The organism is Stutzerimonas chloritidismutans (genome assembly GCF_020783375.1).
GTDB lineage: Bacteria > Pseudomonadota > Gammaproteobacteria > Pseudomonadales > Pseudomonadaceae > Stutzerimonas > Stutzerimonas kunmingensis.
The window spans coordinates 882,228-897,639 of sequence record NZ_CP086067.1 but is presented as its reverse complement, the minus strand read 5'-3'; the positions used below and the strand labels follow the sequence as shown (position 1 = coordinate 897,639).

At 61.7% G+C, this 15,412-nt stretch carries 13 protein-coding genes; 7 read left to right on the top strand and 6 right to left on the bottom strand.

The window, feature by feature from the left end:
- Positions 1-26 precede the first annotated feature (26 nt).
- The 7 genes from panD to LLJ08_RS04060 all read left to right on the top strand — a co-directional run bounded on the left by panD (position 27) and on the right by LLJ08_RS04060 (position 8,122).
- Entirely contained in the window at positions 27-407 is a 381-nt protein-coding gene (gene panD / locus LLJ08_RS04090; protein WP_014597581.1) for an aspartate 1-decarboxylase, read from the top strand.
- Positions 408-769: 362 nt separating this feature from the next.
- Positions 770-2,434, top strand: a complete 1,665-nt coding sequence (pgi, locus tag LLJ08_RS04085) for a glucose-6-phosphate isomerase (RefSeq protein WP_228208272.1) — start codon at positions 770-772, stop codon at positions 2,432-2,434.
- 131 nt (positions 2,435-2,565) lie between these two features.
- On the top strand, positions 2,566-3,441 hold the full coding sequence (locus LLJ08_RS04080) for an oxygenase MpaB family protein (protein ID WP_228208271.1): 876 nt from the start codon (positions 2,566-2,568) through the stop codon (positions 3,439-3,441).
- A 64-nt stretch (positions 3,442-3,505) separates the two neighbouring features.
- Complete coding sequence (locus LLJ08_RS04075; protein ID WP_228208270.1) at positions 3,506-4,522, top strand: class I SAM-dependent rRNA methyltransferase; 1,017 nt, start codon at positions 3,506-3,508, stop codon at positions 4,520-4,522.
- Between the two features lie 85 nt (positions 4,523-4,607).
- Positions 4,608-7,496: a DUF748 domain-containing protein gene (locus LLJ08_RS04070; RefSeq protein ID WP_228208269.1), complete on the top strand. Its 2,889-nt coding sequence runs from the start codon at positions 4,608-4,610 to the stop codon at positions 7,494-7,496.
- Positions 7,496-7,792 carry a DUF2845 domain-containing protein gene (locus LLJ08_RS04065; protein WP_101275046.1) on the top strand — a complete coding sequence of 99 codons (297 nt, stop codon included), beginning with the start codon at positions 7,496-7,498 and terminating at the stop codon, positions 7,790-7,792. Before LLJ08_RS04070 ends, LLJ08_RS04065 begins: the two co-directional genes overlap by 1 nt.
- Before the next feature lie 18 nt (positions 7,793-7,810).
- Positions 7,811-8,122 carry a DUF2845 domain-containing protein gene (locus LLJ08_RS04060; protein WP_090523116.1) on the top strand — a complete coding sequence of 104 codons (312 nt, stop codon included), beginning with the start codon at positions 7,811-7,813 and terminating at the stop codon, positions 8,120-8,122.
- 73 nt (positions 8,123-8,195) lie between these two features.
- Here the strand turns inward: LLJ08_RS04060 and LLJ08_RS04055 are convergent, their stop codons facing one another.
- From LLJ08_RS04055 to infB, 6 genes are all read right to left on the bottom strand, one after another.
- A complete protein-coding gene (locus LLJ08_RS04055) occupies positions 8,196-8,564 on the bottom strand; it encodes a BON domain-containing protein (protein WP_014819242.1) in 369 nt (122 codons plus the stop codon).
- A 264-nt stretch (positions 8,565-8,828) separates the two neighbouring features.
- The gene (gene pnp, locus LLJ08_RS04050) at positions 8,829-10,934 is read right to left on the bottom strand and encodes a polyribonucleotide nucleotidyltransferase (protein WP_090523112.1); all 2,106 of its coding nucleotides are present in this window, start codon (positions 10,932-10,934) and stop codon (positions 8,829-8,831) included.
- Positions 10,935-11,099: 165 nt separating this feature from the next.
- Positions 11,100-11,369, bottom strand: a complete 270-nt coding sequence (gene rpsO, locus LLJ08_RS04045) for a 30S ribosomal protein S15 (protein WP_003293213.1) — start codon at positions 11,367-11,369, stop codon at positions 11,100-11,102.
- A 114-nt stretch (positions 11,370-11,483) separates the two neighbouring features.
- Positions 11,484-12,401: a tRNA pseudouridine(55) synthase TruB gene (truB, locus tag LLJ08_RS04040; RefSeq protein WP_221102667.1), complete on the bottom strand. Its 918-nt coding sequence runs from the start codon at positions 12,399-12,401 to the stop codon at positions 11,484-11,486.
- A gap of 2 nt (positions 12,402-12,403) precedes the next feature.
- Positions 12,404-12,793 (bottom strand): 30S ribosome-binding factor RbfA, encoded by a 390-nt coding sequence (rbfA, locus tag LLJ08_RS04035; RefSeq protein WP_003280893.1) that lies wholly within the window; start codon positions 12,791-12,793, stop codon positions 12,404-12,406.
- Positions 12,794-12,895: 102 nt separating this feature from the next.
- Positions 12,896-15,397, bottom strand: a complete 2,502-nt coding sequence (gene infB, locus LLJ08_RS04030; RefSeq protein WP_023446159.1) for a translation initiation factor IF-2 — start codon at positions 15,395-15,397, stop codon at positions 12,896-12,898.
- Positions 15,398-15,412: the final 15 nt, after the last annotated feature.

The following is a 15,412-nucleotide window of genomic DNA, read 5'->3' as shown; positions in this document are numbered from 1 at the left end:
CGCTTGCGCACCCGGAGGACCCCGCCATGCACGCCATCATGCTCAAGGCCAAACTGCACCGCGCCCAGGTAACTCACTCGGTGCTCGATTATGAAGGTTCCTGCGCCATCGACGGCGAGTGGCTGGACCTGGCCGGCATCCGTGAATACGAACAGATCCAGATCTACAACGTCGACAATGGCGAGCGCTTCACCACCTACGCCATCCGCGGCGAGGAAGGTTCGAAGATCATCTCGGTCAACGGTGCCGCTGCTCACAAGGCCGGTGTCGGTCACCGCCTGATCATCTGCGCCTACGCCCACTACAGCGAGGCCGAGCTGGCCAATTTCAAACCGCATGTGCTGTACATGGGTGCCGACGGCGAGCTGAGCCATACCAGCAATGCAATCCCGGTACAGGTCGCCTGAGTCACCATTCAGGCGCTGTCGAATAGAAGCCCGAGGTGTTCCGCACTTCGGGCTTTTTCGTTTAGAGGTGACTGAACGGTCGACCGGCGACGGGGTGAAAGCACAGGCGTGGGCAGAATAGAAGACAATGGCCTGGAACAGAGTGGGGGTTTCTCTGTCAGAGCTGACTCTGATGGCATAGGATGTGCCTTCACCGGCTCGGTGAAAGCCGGGTTCGGCCAGCATCCGCAGCATTCAGGAGGAGTGCCGGCGCGCCCGCACGGTCATACACATTACTGAGTCCCGTCGCGACCACGCGAGCCTATGCGTGCGAGTGCAAGAGGGGGTCAGCGGCCTGTCAAAGCAAAGGAAGCCGCATCACCATGAGCTACTACCAGCATCCGCTCGATGTCACCGGCCTGCCGTCCTGGAAGGCCCTGGAAGAACACCGCCTGGCCATGCAGAACTTCAGCATGCGCGAGGCCTTCAAGGCCGACCCGACGCGCTTCGATGATCTGTCGGTTTCCTGCAGCGGCCTGTTTCTCGACTACTCGAAGAATCTCATAACCCCCGAAACCCGTACCCTGCTGGTGAACCTGGCCCGCGAGGCCGGCGTCGAGCAGGCGGCCCGCGCCATGTTCGAAGGCGAGCGCATCAACGCCTCGGAAAACCGTCCCGTGCTGCACACCGCCCTGCGCCGCCCGATGGGCGAGTCGGTGATGGTCGACGGCAAGAACATCATGCGTGACGTGCATACCGCGTTGGCGCAGATGACCGACATCGTCACCCGCATCCACAACAACCTGTGGCGCGGCTTCAGCGACAAGACCATCACCGACGTGGTGAACATCGGCATCGGCGGCTCGTTTCTCGGCCCGCAGCTGGTATCCGAAGCGCTGCTGCCGTTCACCCAGCACGGCGTGCGCACGCATTATCTGGCGAACATCGACGGCAGCGAGTTCCGTGAGGTGACGGCCAAGCTGAATGTCGAAACCACGCTGTTCATCATTTCCAGCAAGACGTTCGGCACCCTCGAGACGCTGAAGAACGCCCAGGCCGCGCGCACCTGGTATCTGGGCAAGGGCGGCACCGAAGAGAAGCTCTACCGCCACTTCATCGCCGTCACCAGCAACAAGCAGGCGGCGGTCGAATTCGGCATTCGCGAGAAGAATATCTTCCCGATGTGGGACTGGGTCGGTGGTCGCTATTCGCTGTGGTCGGCGATCGGCTTGCCCATCGCCCTGGCGATCGGCATGTCCAACTTCAAGGATTTGCTGTCCGGCGCCTACAGCATGGACCAGCATTTCCTCAGCGAGCCGTTCGAAAGCAACATGCCGGTGCTGCTGGCGATGTTGGGCGTCTGGTACCACAACTTCTGGGGTGCACAGAGCTACGCGTTCCTGCCTTACGACCACTACCTGCGCAACTTCGTCAAACACCTGCAGCAGATGGACATGGAGTCCAACGGCAAGAGTGTGCGCCAGGATGGCACACCGGTGTCCTGCACGACCGGCCCGGTGATCTGGGGCGGTGTCGGCTGTAACGGCCAGCATGCCTATCACCAGCTGCTGCATCAGGGCACACCGCTGATCCCGGCCGACTTCATCGTGCCCGTGGTCAGCCACAACCCGGTCGCCGACCACCATGAGTGGCTCTACGCCAACTGCCTGTCGCAGAGCCAGGCACTTATGCGCGGCAAGACGCGCGAAGAAGCCGAGGCCGAGCTGCGCGCCAAGGGCCTCAGCGAAGCAGAGGTGCAGCGTCTCGCCCCGCACAAGGTGATCCCCGGCAACCGCCCGAGCAATACCGTGGTGATGGAAACCATCAGCCCCGGCCGCCTCGGCGCACTGATCGCGCTGTACGAGCACAAGGTCTTCGTCCAGGGTGTGATCTGGGGGATCAACTCCTTCGACCAGTGGGGTGTAGAGCTCGGCAAGGATCTGGGCAAGGCCGTCTACAACCAGATGACCCGCTTCGATGCTGCGCCGGCAGAAGATGCCTCCACCCAGGGCCTGATCGACTTCTTCCGCGGTCGCCACCGCGGCTGATATTGCCGTTCGACCGGACAGTGCGCTGCTGCTGTCCGGTCTCTCCTTCCCCCGTTACCGCCGCCGATTGGCGAGGTCGCGGCGTCTGTTCAGGTAACATCGCCGCTTGCCAAGCCAACAGCGCTGTCGTAATGGAATTCATTCGCCGTCATATCGAAACCCGAGTGCTCAGCCTTACCGGGCTGGCGATCGGCGGTGTCGATTACGAAAATCCTCCGGGCGATCCTGGCCTGTTCGGGCCTGAGTCAGTGTGCTGGCGCGTACATGGCGACTTCACCTCGATGATGGTCGGCGGAATTTCCGCACTCCTATTGCAGGCGCTGCACCCGTTGGCGCTGTCCGGCGTTTGGGATCACTCGAATTTTCGCGAGGACCTGCTCGGCCGCCTGCGGCGCACTGGGCAGTTCATCTCCGCCACTACCTTCGGCAGCCACGCCGATGCCGACCGGCTGATCGAGCGGGTCAAGCGGATTCATGCGGGCGTGTCCGGCACGGCGCCGGATGGTCGTCCCTATGCCGCATCCGATCCCGACTTGCTGACCTGGGTGCACGTCGCCGAGGTCAGCAGCTTTCTAAAGTCGCACTTGCGCTACCTCAATCCGGATCTACCCGCCGCCGAGCAGGATCGCTATTACGCCGAGGTGGCGCTGATTGCCGAGCGCCTCGGCGCCGGTGACGTACCGCGTTCGCGCACGCAGATCGAGGCTTACCTCGAGCGCACCCGCCCCCAGCTCCGGAGCGACGAGCGTGAGCTGGAAATCCTGCAGATACTGCGGACCGCCCCGGCGCCAAGCCCGTTGCTCAGGCCTTTCGGCACGCTGATGCTGCACGCAGGAATCGAGCTCTTGCCCGAGTGGGCTCAGGAGATGTTTGGCCTGACGCTTAGCGAAAGCCGACGCCAGCTGATCCGCGTTGGGGTCCGCAGTACCGCGCCGGTGGTGCGCTGGGCCGTACGCAGTGGCTCGGTGCACCGCGCGCGCCGACGCATGGGCCTGCCGCCACGCTAGCGCCAGGCAACCAGCGCAGCGATTCTTGGTAGACTGCGCGCCCCTTCATTTCGAGTCGCCGCGCATGTCATCCCTTGTCCAGGCGCTGCGCGCCGCCTTCGATAGCCGCCGCCCGCTGCTCGATGAATTGCAGCAGCAAGGCACCGATTGTTACCGACTGTTCCATGGCAGCCAGGAAGGCGCGGCCGGCCTGACGTTGGATCGCTACGGCCCGCAGCTGATGGTACAAAGCTTCCATCAAGCGCTCGACACGCAAGCGTTGCAAAGCATCCATGACGAAGCCACCGACTTCCTCGGGCAACCGCTGCAGCTCATCTACAACGATCGCTCGCAGAGCAACTCACGGATCGACCGCAGCAACCAGGCGCATCAGCCGGAGGACGTGGCGCTGGAAGATCAGGTCGCCCATGAGTGGGGCCTGCGCTATCGCGTGCGTGGTCGGCACAGCGGGCAGGACCCGCTGCTGTTTCTCGACCTGCGCAACGCCCGTGGCTGGGTCAAGCAACACAGTACCGGTAAGTCGGTGCTCAATCTGTTCTCCTACACCTGCGGCGTCGGCCTGTGTGCTGCCGCAGGCGGTGCAGCGGAAGTCTGGAATGTCGATTTCGCCGAGCGCAACCTGGCAGTGGGTCGGGAGAACGGCGCGCTGAACCCTTCCCTACCGCCGATGCAGTTCGTGCATTCCGACTACTTCCCGGCGATCCGCCAACTGGCTGGCCTTCCGGTCAGCGCCCGTCGCGGGCGAGCCTTACCGGACTACCCGCGCATGGCGCAACGCCAGTTCGATCTGGTGTTGCTCGATCCGCCCGCCTGGGCACGCAGCGCCTTCGGCACGGTGGACCTGTTGCGCGACTATCAGAGCCTGCTCAAACCGGCGTTGCTGGCAACCGCTGAAGGTGGGGTGCTGATCTGCTGCAACAACCTGGCGAAGGTATCGATGGATGAGTGGCGGCCCCTGGTGCTGCGCTGTGCCGAGAAGGCCGGCAGGCCGGTACGCGAATGGCAGGCGCTGGCACCGGCCGCCGACTTCCCCTCGCGCGATGGGTTGCCCCCACTGAAGACCCTGATTCTGCGGCTTTGAGCGCATTGCCCGTATCGTTCGATTCGGGGAACCGCGTACGCGTGCCATACTCCAAGGCAACCATCCGCCAGGAATACTTCCGGTCATGCCCAATGGAATGAAGCGTGCGTTCACCGGGGTGGCGCTCGTGCTGATCTGCTACAGCCTGCTTGGCTTTCTGATCCTGCCGGGTATCGCCCAGCGCATCGCCAATCAGCAGCTTGCGGCCTACGCAACCGTGCCGGCCAGCCTGCAACGTATCGAATTCAACCCGTTCAGCCTCGAGCTCTCGCTGTTCGGCCTGCGCATCGGCGAGCAGGACGATCGTCAGCTGGCCTTCGAGCGGCTCTTTCTCGACCTGCAGTGGGACAGCCTCTGGCAACGCACGCTGCACCTGGCCAATGTCGAGCTGATCGAGCCGGACGTCGAGGTGCGCTTCGCCGAAGATGGCACGCTCAATCTCAGCCAGCTGTTCGAGGTGCCTGAATCAGAGCCGACAGCCAGCGAGGACGCTGACACCTTTCCGCTGCGCATGGATCGTCTGCAACTGGCAGGCGGCCGCCTCGCCTTCATGGACCAGCGTCCGAGCGAACCCATTGCCCTGGTCTACGATTCACTGGATTTCGAACTGCACAATCTCGCCACCCGCAGCGACGGCAGCGCCGATGCCCGTCTAACCGCCAGCGGGCCGAGCGGAGGGCGCATCGACTGGCAGGGCGATATCAGCCTGCAACCACTGACATCCAGCGGTCAGTTGCAGATCAGCGATCTCCAGCTCAAGGACCTGTGGCCCTATGTACGCGACGCCGTGCCGCTGACACTCAAGGATGGCAGTCTCGAGTTCAGCACGAACTATCGCCTGGACCTCAGCGATGACCTCGCGCTGCGACTGGAGAATGCCAAGGCCGCACTCGGCCCACTGGCCCTCGACAGCCCCGATGGGCACAAGCTGATCCGCATGGAGCGACTCGAGCTGAGCGAAACGTCGCTGGACTTGGCCAGGCAGCAGATCAGCATTGGCAAACTGCGCAGCCGCAATCTGGAAAGCTGGGCGGCCCGGGAAGCGGACGGAGAACTCGACTGGCAGAAACTGTTCGCCTCGACCAGCGACAAGACAGATGCCGACGCGCCGGCCACGGACGACACAGCAAAGGGAGCCAACGCACCCTGGCAGGTGTTGTTACGCGACGCTCAGTTGCGCGACTACCGAGTCCATCTCGTCGATCGCGTCCCGGACGATGAAGTCGCGCTAGAGCTGGGCCCGCTAGATCTGAACATCCGCGAGTTCGACAGCCTCGGCACCAGCCCCTTCTCCCTTGAACTGGAAACCGGAGTCGGTAAGCAAGGCGCCATCCAGGCCAACGGGCAACTTCAGATGAGCCCCGTGAGCGGCAAGCTGGCGGTGACGACGCGAGATATCGACCTGCGCATCGCTCAGGCCTATCTCAGCCCACTGGTCCATCTGGAAGTGCGCAGCGGCCTGCTGGCCAGCGAACTCGAGGTCGAGCTCAAGTCCACCGAGCCGCTGGCCTTCAGCGTTCGCGGCAGCGTAGACGCCACTCAGCTGCATACGCTGGACACGATCAACAATCGCGATTTCGTCAAATGGCAGCGCCTGCAACTCAGCGGCCTCGACTACCAGCACCCGAGCAGCCTGGCAGTCGAGCGCGTCGACCTCAGCCAGCCTTATGCGCGCTTCATCATCAACCCGGACCTGAGCACCAACATCAACGACCTGCTGGTCGAGCGCAGTGAGGCTGGGGATGACAACGCACAGGCACAAGACTCCTCCGAGCCGCTGGCTATCCGTATCGGCGGCATTGCCATTGCCGACGGCTCGGCGAACTTTGCCGACTTCAGCCTGCGACCGCCCTTCGTCACCGCCATCCAGTCGCTCAACGGTGATATCGGCACCCTGGACAACCGCGAGCAGAAAGCCGCCTCGGTAAATGTCGCCGGCAAGGTGGATCAGTATGCGCCGGTCAGCATCAAGGGCAGCCTGACGCCTTTCGATCCACTGCAGAGTCTCGACATCGCCACGAGCTTCCGCCAGGTCGAGTTGACCACACTGACGCCTTACTCCGGCAAATTCGCCGGCTACCGGATCCGCAAGGGCCGCCTCAATCTGGATCTGCATTACCGGATTGAGCAGGGTCGTCTAAACGCAGAAAACAAGGTCGTTCTGGAGCAGCTGCAGCTTGGCGAGAAGGTCGACAGTCCTGATGCCGTGGATCTGCCTGTTCGGCTGGCGGTCGCCCTGCTCAAGGACAGCAAGGGCACCATCTCCATCGAATTGCCGGTGCAGGGCAACCTGAACGACCCGCAGTTCAGCGTCATGCCGATCGTCTGGCAGACGCTGCGCAATCTGGTGGTTCGCGCAGCCCAGGCGCCATTCAAGTTCATAGCCGGACTGGCCGGCGGAAGCGACGCCGACCTCAGCCATGTCGGCTTCGAACCGGCCAGCAGCGAGCTGGATAGCGAAGCGCGCAAACGTCTGGACACGCTGGCCTCGGCCCTGAAGCAACGTCCGGCTCTACGCCTGGAGGTGGAAGGCATGAGCGCCGCTGCCGTCGATGGCGCGCTGCTGGCCGAGCAACGCCTACAGCAGGAGTTCCGCGAAACCCAGTATCGAATCCTGCAGCGTCGTGGCGACAAGGTGCCCGCGGACGCCAGTCAGATCCAGGTCGAAGCGGACGACGAGGCCGCGTTGCTGGAAGGCATCTACCGCAGTCGCCTCAAGCAGCAGCCGCCAGCCGAGTGGCGCGAACTCGACGACGAAGAGCGCGCCGCACAGATGCGCAAGGCCGTGCTCGATTCCTGGAGGGGCAGTGCAGCGTTGCTGCGCCGCCTCAGCCGCGAACGTGCGGCCGCGATAAAGGACTATCTGGTAGACGTGGGCCTGGACTCGGAGCGGGTGTACCTGCTGGACACCGGCACAACCGAACAGGGAAGCGACGGTAAGGTCGCGACGGCGATGCACCTGGGGAGTGAATGATGATCTCGCGTAAATACGTTGTTGCTTGTGTACTGCTGGTCGCGTTTTCCGGGGCTCACGCCGATACCCTGCGTTGCGGGAGCCAGCTCGTCACCACGGGTGACCGCGCCTTCGAAGTGGAAAGCAAGTGCGGCGTGCCGCAGCACCGCGATCTTGTCGGCTACACGCTCAGCCGTAACGACCGCCAGGAGTTCGCGCTGGAGGAATGGGTTTACGGTCCGCGTAATGGCATGCTCAGCATCCTGACCTTCGAAGGCAACCGCCTGGTTCGCATCGAAACCCGCAGAGCTAACTGATCCCCTGGAGCCATACCGATGGACCGTCGCGTTCCCGCAACACTTCTGCTTTGCCTGTTGCTTGTCACCCTGCAAGCGCAGGCCTCTTCTACCTATCGCTGCAACAGCCGCCTGGTGAGCCTGGAAGCCAGCACGGCCGAGGTTCGCAGCAAATGCGGCGAGCCATCCAGCGCCGCCTTGGTAGGTTACAAGGAGATCGTTGATGATCATGGCTACCAACAGGAGGTGCCTGTCGAGGAATGGGTCTATGGGCCGAACAACGGCATGCTCCATTTCCTGCGATTCGAAGGCAATCGTCTCCGGCAGATCACCAGTGAGCGAGGAAACTAGGACACAAAAAACCCCACTATAGAGTGGGGTTTTCTGATCTGCGCCCCGCCAGCGACTGGCGAGGAGAGCTCTGTTATTCGGCGGTTTTCAGGCCGTCGGCAGAGACTTCACGAACGCCTTTGATGCCCTTGGCCTTGGCCACGGCAGCTTCTTTCTCGGCTTCGGTAGCTACGGTCCCGGACAGCGAGACGACGCCATCCTTGGTTTCCACTTCGATGTCCATGCCGGGAGTCGCGTCTTCGGCCAGCAGGGTGGATTTCACCTTGGTGGTGATCCAGGTATCGGAAGCAGCATCACCGGCATCGTCCATAGTGTTGGCGGCCAGCATGACGGTATCGGTCTTGTCGATGGCAGGCGTGGTATCGGCCAGAGCGGCGCCGGCGAACGGTAGGCTAAGAGCAGCGGCGATGGCAGCGGCAGTAAGTGTCTGAGTAGTCTTCATAGATGTCACTCCTGTTCTCGTGGTTTCTGGGGCATGACTCCGGCCTCAGATGCACGAATAACAGCGCAAGCGTTGTGCCAACTTGAATTTATTTTTTTATCCTTAATAATCAATAAGTTATGCATGGCAGCAATTTACGGTTTACTTGCACATTGCAAGTTTCCCCCGGCTTCTGCGTGCATCTTGCAATCTCGCATAGGCATTGAATAAATATCACGACCAAACAAAAAGGGCCCGAAGGCCCTTCTGTTCAACTGCCAGCTGTCAGACGCCAGAGGCTTCAGCGGCGGCAACGTCCTTGATGGAGAGCTTGATACGGCCGCGGTTGTCCACGTCCAGCACCAGCACCTTCACTTCCTGACCTTCTTTCAGCACATCGGTGACTTTCTCGATACGCTGATCGCTGATCTGCGAGATGTGCACCAGGCCATCCTTGCCCGGGAGGATGTTGACGAACGCGCCGAAGTCGACGATGCGCTCGATCTTGCCGACGTAGATCTTGCCGATTTCGGCTTCAGCGGTGATGCCCAGTACGCGCTGCTTGGCCGCCTCTGCCGCTTCCTTGGTTTCGCCGAAGATCTTGATCGAGCCATCGTCTTCGATGTCGATCGAGGCCTTGGTCTCCTCGCAGATAGCGCGAATGGTGGCGCCACCCTTGCCGATCACGTCACGGATCTTGTCCTGGTCGATCTTCATCGCCAGCATGGTCGGGGCATTGGCCGACAGCTCGCTGCGTGACTGGGCGATGACCTGGTTCATCTGGCCGAGAATGTTCAGGCGCGCTTCCAGGGCCTGGCCCAGAGCGATTTCCATGATCTCTTCGGTGATGCCCTGGATCTTGATGTCCATCTGCAGCGCGGTTACGCCTTTGGCGGTACCAGCAACCTTGAAGTCCATGTCGCCCAGGTGGTCCTCGTCACCGAGGATGTCGGTCAGAACGGCAAACTTCTCTCCTTCCTTGACCAGGCCCATGGCGATACCGGCTACCGGCGCCTTCATCGGCACGCCCGCATCCATCAGTGCCAGCGAGGCACCACAGACCGATGCCATGGAGCTGGAACCGTTAGACTCGGTGATCTCGGAAACCACACGGATGGTGTACGGGAATTCATCGGCGCTCGGCAGCATGGCGGCAACGCCACGACGGGCCAGGCGACCGTGGCCGATTTCGCGGCGACCGGTAGCGCCCATGCGACCACACTCACCGACCGAGTACGGCGGGAAGTTGTAGTGCAGCATGAAGGGGTCTTTCTTCTCGCCTTCCAGGGTGTCGAGCAGCTGCGCGTCACGGGCAGTGCCGAGGGTCGCAACGACCAGGGCCTGGGTCTCGCCACGGGTGAACAGTGCCGAACCGTGGGTCTTGTCGAGCACGCCGACTTCGATGTTCAGCCCGCGAACGGTACGGGTGTCGCGACCGTCGATGCGCGGCTTGCCATTGACGATGTTCTCGCGAACGGTGCGATATTCGATCTCACCGAAGGCATCCTTCACTTCGCCGGCAGACGGCTGGCCTTCTTCACCGGAGAACTTGGCAACGACCTGGTCCTTCAGCTCACCCAGGCGCGCGTAGCGGTCCTGCTTGATGGTGATGGTGTAGGCCTGGGAGATGGCTTCGCCGAACTCGGCACGGATGGCATCCAGCAACGCGGTGTTGGCCTGCGGAGCAGCCCAGTCCCAACGCGGCTTGCCGGCTTCGGCGGCGAGCTCTTCGACAGCCTTGATCACGGCCTGGAACTCGTCATGGGCGAACAGCACGGCGCCCAGCATCTGGTCTTCGGTCAGCTCTTTGGCTTCCGACTCGACCATCAGTACGGCGTCCTTGGTGCCGGCCACGACCATGTCCAGGCTGGAGGCCTTGAGCTGATCGTAGTTCGGGTTCAGCAGGTAGCCGGTTTCCGGATGGAAGGCCACGCGTGCCGCGCCGATCGGGCCGTCGAACGGAATACCGGAAACAGCCAGGGCGGCCGAAGTACCGATCATCGCGGCGATGTCCGGATCAGTCTTCTTGCTGGTGGAAACGACAGTACAAATGACCTGCACTTCGTTCTGGAAACCTTCCGGAAACAGCGGACGGATCGGACGATCGATCAGGCGAGAGGTCAGGGTTTCCTTCTCGGAAGGACGCGCCTCCCGCTTGAAGAAGCCGCCAGGGATCTTGCCGGCTGCGTAGGTCTTCTCCTGGTAATGCACGGAGAGCGGGAAGAACCCCTTGCTCGGATCGGCGGTCTTGGCACCGACCACGGTTACCAGCACGGTGACGTCGTCATCGACGGTGACCAGCACTGCGCCGGAGGCCTGGCGAGCGATACGACCCGTTTCCAGGGTTACGGTCGACTGACCGAATTGAAACTTCTTGATTACCGGATTCACGGTTTTTCCTTCTCTTTGTTGCCTTGGGGAAATTGGCAGAACGCCCGGGAGTCGGCCCGGAACGACCTGCAAGAAAGCCAAAAGCTGGAAGACCGAAGCTGATCGAGGGGATATCCCACTTTCAACTTCAGGCTTCCAGCTTCCGGCTTCCAGCGCGGGCGCGTCTTAGCGACGCAGACCCAGACGACCGATCAGGGTGCTGTAACGAGTGGTGTCCTTACCCTTCAGGTAATCCAGCAGCTTGCGGCGCTGGTTAACCATGCGGATCAGACCACGACGCGAGTGGTGGTCTTTGCCGTTGGCCTTGAAGTGGTCCTGCAGCTTGTTGATGTTGGCGGTCAGCAGGGCTACCTGCACTTCCGGAGAACCGGTATCGCCTTCAGCTTGCTTGTACTCGTTAACGATCTGGGCTTTTTCTTCAACGCTCAGTGCCATGATAGGGCTCCTTGAGTGAACAGGCCGGGAATCATCCCGTGTTTAATAAAGAGAAATGACCGTGCCTGCTGACAGCCACCCTCTGACGCAACGCGCGAACGCGCCGCGTAACGGTCATTCCGACCGAATCAACCGACGTGGCGCGATGCGCCCGTCTTCGCTCACTTCACCGATGCCGATGAAGCGACCATTGTTATCCTGTACGCGAACCATGCCGTACTTGGGAGCTTCTGGCGCCCGCACCGGTTGTCCATGCAGCCAGTAATAGGCACTGTGCTCGGACAGCTGCAACAACGGCCAATGCTCAAGTCCGCTGTCCACCGGTTGCAAGAGACTATCCAGCGCCTCGGCACCACCCTCACCATGCAACTGCTCAAGCGTTTCGAGCGTTACCGTCTGCGACAGGTCGAACGGCCCGGCCTGGGTTCGCCGCAGCTCGGCAACGTGCGCTCCACAGCCGAGCAACTGGCCGATGTCTTCGACCAAGGTGCGGATATAGGTGCCTTTGCTGCATGCAACGGCGAGTCGCGCCTTGTCGCCGTCAAGCGAGAGCAACTCCAAGCGCGCAATATTAACAGAACGCGGCTCGCGCTCCACCACCTCTCCGGCACGCGCCAGTTTGTACAGCGGCTGGCCATCGCGCTTGAGTGCCGAATACATCGGCGGCACCTGCAGGATGTCACCGCGAAACTGCGGCAACAGTGCCTCCAACTGCCCGACGGTAACCGCTACCGGCTTGCGCTCCAGAACCTCACCTTCGGCATCAGCAGTGGTCGTGGTGACCCCCAGCTGCATGACCGTCTCGTAGGCCTTGTCCGCGTCCAGAAGGTACTGCGAGAACTTGGTGGCCTCGCCAAAACACAGCGGCAACACACCAGTGGCAAGAGGGTCGAGACTTCCGGTATGCCCAGCTTTTTCCGCGTTGAGCAACCAGCGGACCTTCTGCAACGCAGCATTGGATGTGAACCCGCGCGGCTTGTCGAGCAGGATGATGCCATTGACGTTACGGCGTACACGCTTGACCTGTGCCACGCTTATTCTCCGCGCTCGTCGCTGTGCTTGCGATCTTCCGCCACTGCGCGCTCGATCAGCGAGCTCAACTCGACACCACGACGAATGCTGGCGTCGTAGTTGAAATGCAGTTGCGGAACAGTGCGCAGCTTCATGCTCTTGCCCAGCTGCATGCGCAGGAATCCGGCAGCGTCGTTGAGGATGCGCAAGTTGCCCTTGACCGCCTCCTGGTCGTCATCTTGCCCCATGATGGTGATGAAGATCTTCGCGTGGGAAAGATCACGACTGACGTCGACCGCAGTGATGGTGACCAGACCCAAACGCGGATCCTTGATCTCACGCTGAATGAGCAGCGCCAGTTCGCGCTGCATCTGATCGCCGATACGCTGGGTACGACTGAATTCTTTGGCCATAAATTTCCACCCGTTTAAAAGCCGAAAGCTGGAAGCTCGAAGCAGTGACCGCATTCAGGCGGCCACCGACTCCTTGCTTCCAGCTTTCAGATTGACGCTTGCTTACAGCGAACGCGCCACTTCGACCTTCTCGAACACTTCGATCTTGTCGCCGACCTTGACGTCGTTGTAGCTCTTCACGCCGATACCACACTCCATGCCGGCACGGACTTCCGCGACGTCATCCTTGAAGCGGCGCAGCGATTCCAGCTCGCCTTCGAAGATGACGACATCGTCGCGCAGGACGCGGATCGGGCGATTGCGATGCACCAAGCCCTCGGTGACCATGCAACCGGCGATGGCGCCGAACTTCGGCGAGCGGAACACGTCACGAACTTCGGCGATGCCGAGGATGTTCTCGCGAACGTCGCTGCCGAGCATACCGGTGAGCGCCTTCTTGACGTCCTCAATGATGTCGTAGATGACGTTGTAGTAGCGCATGTCCAGACCTTCGGCCTCGACGATCTTGCGCGCCCCCGCATCAGCTCGAACGTTGAAGCCGAACAGCACGGCGTTGGAGGCCAGTGCGAGGTTGGCATCGGATTCGGTGATACCACCGACACCGCCACCCACCACACGAACCTGCACTTCGTCGTTGCCCAGACCGTTGAGAGAGCCCTGCAGCGCTTCGAGCGAGCCGCGCACGTCTGCCTTGAGCACGATGTTGAGCGTCTTCTTCTCGTCCTGACCCATGGTCTCGAAGATGTTCTCCAGCTTGCCGGCATGGGCACGAGCCAGTTTCACTTCGCGGAACTTGCCCTGGCGGAACAACGCAACTTCACGAGCCTTCTTCTCGTCGGCCACAACGGTCAGGTCGTCACCGGCTTCCGGCGTACCATCCAGGCCGAGGATCTCGACCGGAATCGACGGGCCGGCTTCCTTAACAGGCTTGCCGTTCTCGTCGAGCATCGCACGAACGCGACCGAAGTTGACGCCACACAGGACCATGTCACCCTGACGCAGGGTACCGTCCTGAACCAGCACGGTGGCTACCGGACCCCGCCCCTTGTCAAGGCGCGACTCGACCACCACTCCGCGACCAGGCGCAGACGGCGTTGCCTTGAGCTCGAGGAGCTCGGCCTGCAGCAGAACGGCTTCGAGCAGTTCGTCGACGCCGGTACCCATCTTCGCGGAGACCGGAATGAACGGCGTGTCGCCGCCCCACTCTTCCGGAATCACGTCGAGCGCGCCCAGGCCGTTCTTGATGTTGTCCGGATTCGCATCCGGCTTGTCGATCTTGTTCACCGCGACCACGATCGGTACGCCGGCAGCCTTGGCGTGCTGGACGGCTTCCTGCGTCTGAGGCATCACGCCGTCATCCGCCGCGACCACCAGGATCACGATGTCGGTGGCCTTGGCACCACGAGCACGCATGGCGGTAAACGCCGCGTGACCTGGGGTGTCGAGGAAGGTGACCATGCCACGCTCGGTTTCGACGTGATAGGCACCGATATGCTGGGTGATACCACCAGCCTCGCCGACAGCCACCTTGGCGCGGCGAATGTAGTCGAGCAGCGAGGTCTTGCCATGGTCAACGTGACCCATCACGGTCACGACCGGCGCACGCGAGACCGACTCACCTTCGAACTTCAGCAGCTCGGCCAACTGCTCTTCCAGAGCGTTGTCGCTGACCAGCTTGACCTTGTGGCCCAGCTCTTCGGCAACCAGCTGAGCAGTTTCCTGATCCAGCACCTGGTTGATAGTGACGGGCGAGCCCATCTTGAACATGAACTTGATGACTTCGGCCGCTTTCACCGACATCTGCTGGGCCAGTTCGGCCACAGTGATGGTTTCGCCGATCGACACTTCGCGCACTACAGGTCCTGTTGGGCTCTGGAACCCATGCTGATTACGCTTCTTGAGCTTGGACTTGCCGCGGCCGCCGCGACGGAAACCATCGGCCTCGTCTTCACCGGTACGTACGGTACGCGCCAGCGGAGCCTTGGTCTTGAGCGAAGGACGATGCTGCGCATGCTTGCGATCACGACGCTCGTCGTCATCACTGCGTGGCTTCTCGACACGACGAGGCTCTTCCTTCTTACGCTCAGGCGCAGGAGCTACAGGCTCGACCGCAACCGGTGCAGGTTCGGCGCTCATCGCCGGCTCAACAGCTGCTGGCGTAGAGGCCTCGCCCTGAGGCTTGACCGACTCAGCCTGACGGCGTGCTTCTTCTTCGGCACGCTCGCGCGCGTCCTGCTCGGCCTTCAGGCGAGCAGCCTCTTCAGCCGCGCGCTGCTCCTCGGCTTCGCGACGCTGTTCGGCTTCGATTTCCTCGGCGCTGCGCTTGACGAAGGTCTTCTTCTTGCGCACTTCAACGCTGATGGTCTTGCTACCGCCAACCTTGAGTTTGGTAGTGGTCTTACGCTGCAAGGTGATCTTGCGCGGCTCGTCCACTTTCGCCCCGTGGCTGCTTTTCAAATGGGCCAACAGGGCCTGTTTCTCGTTATCGGTCACTACTTGCTCGGCGCTGGTGTGCGACAGTCCTGCCTCACGCATCTGCTGAAGCAGTCGCTCGACCGGTGTGGCGACCACCTGGGCCAGTTCTTTCACCGTGACTTGCGTCATGCATTTCTCTCCTCA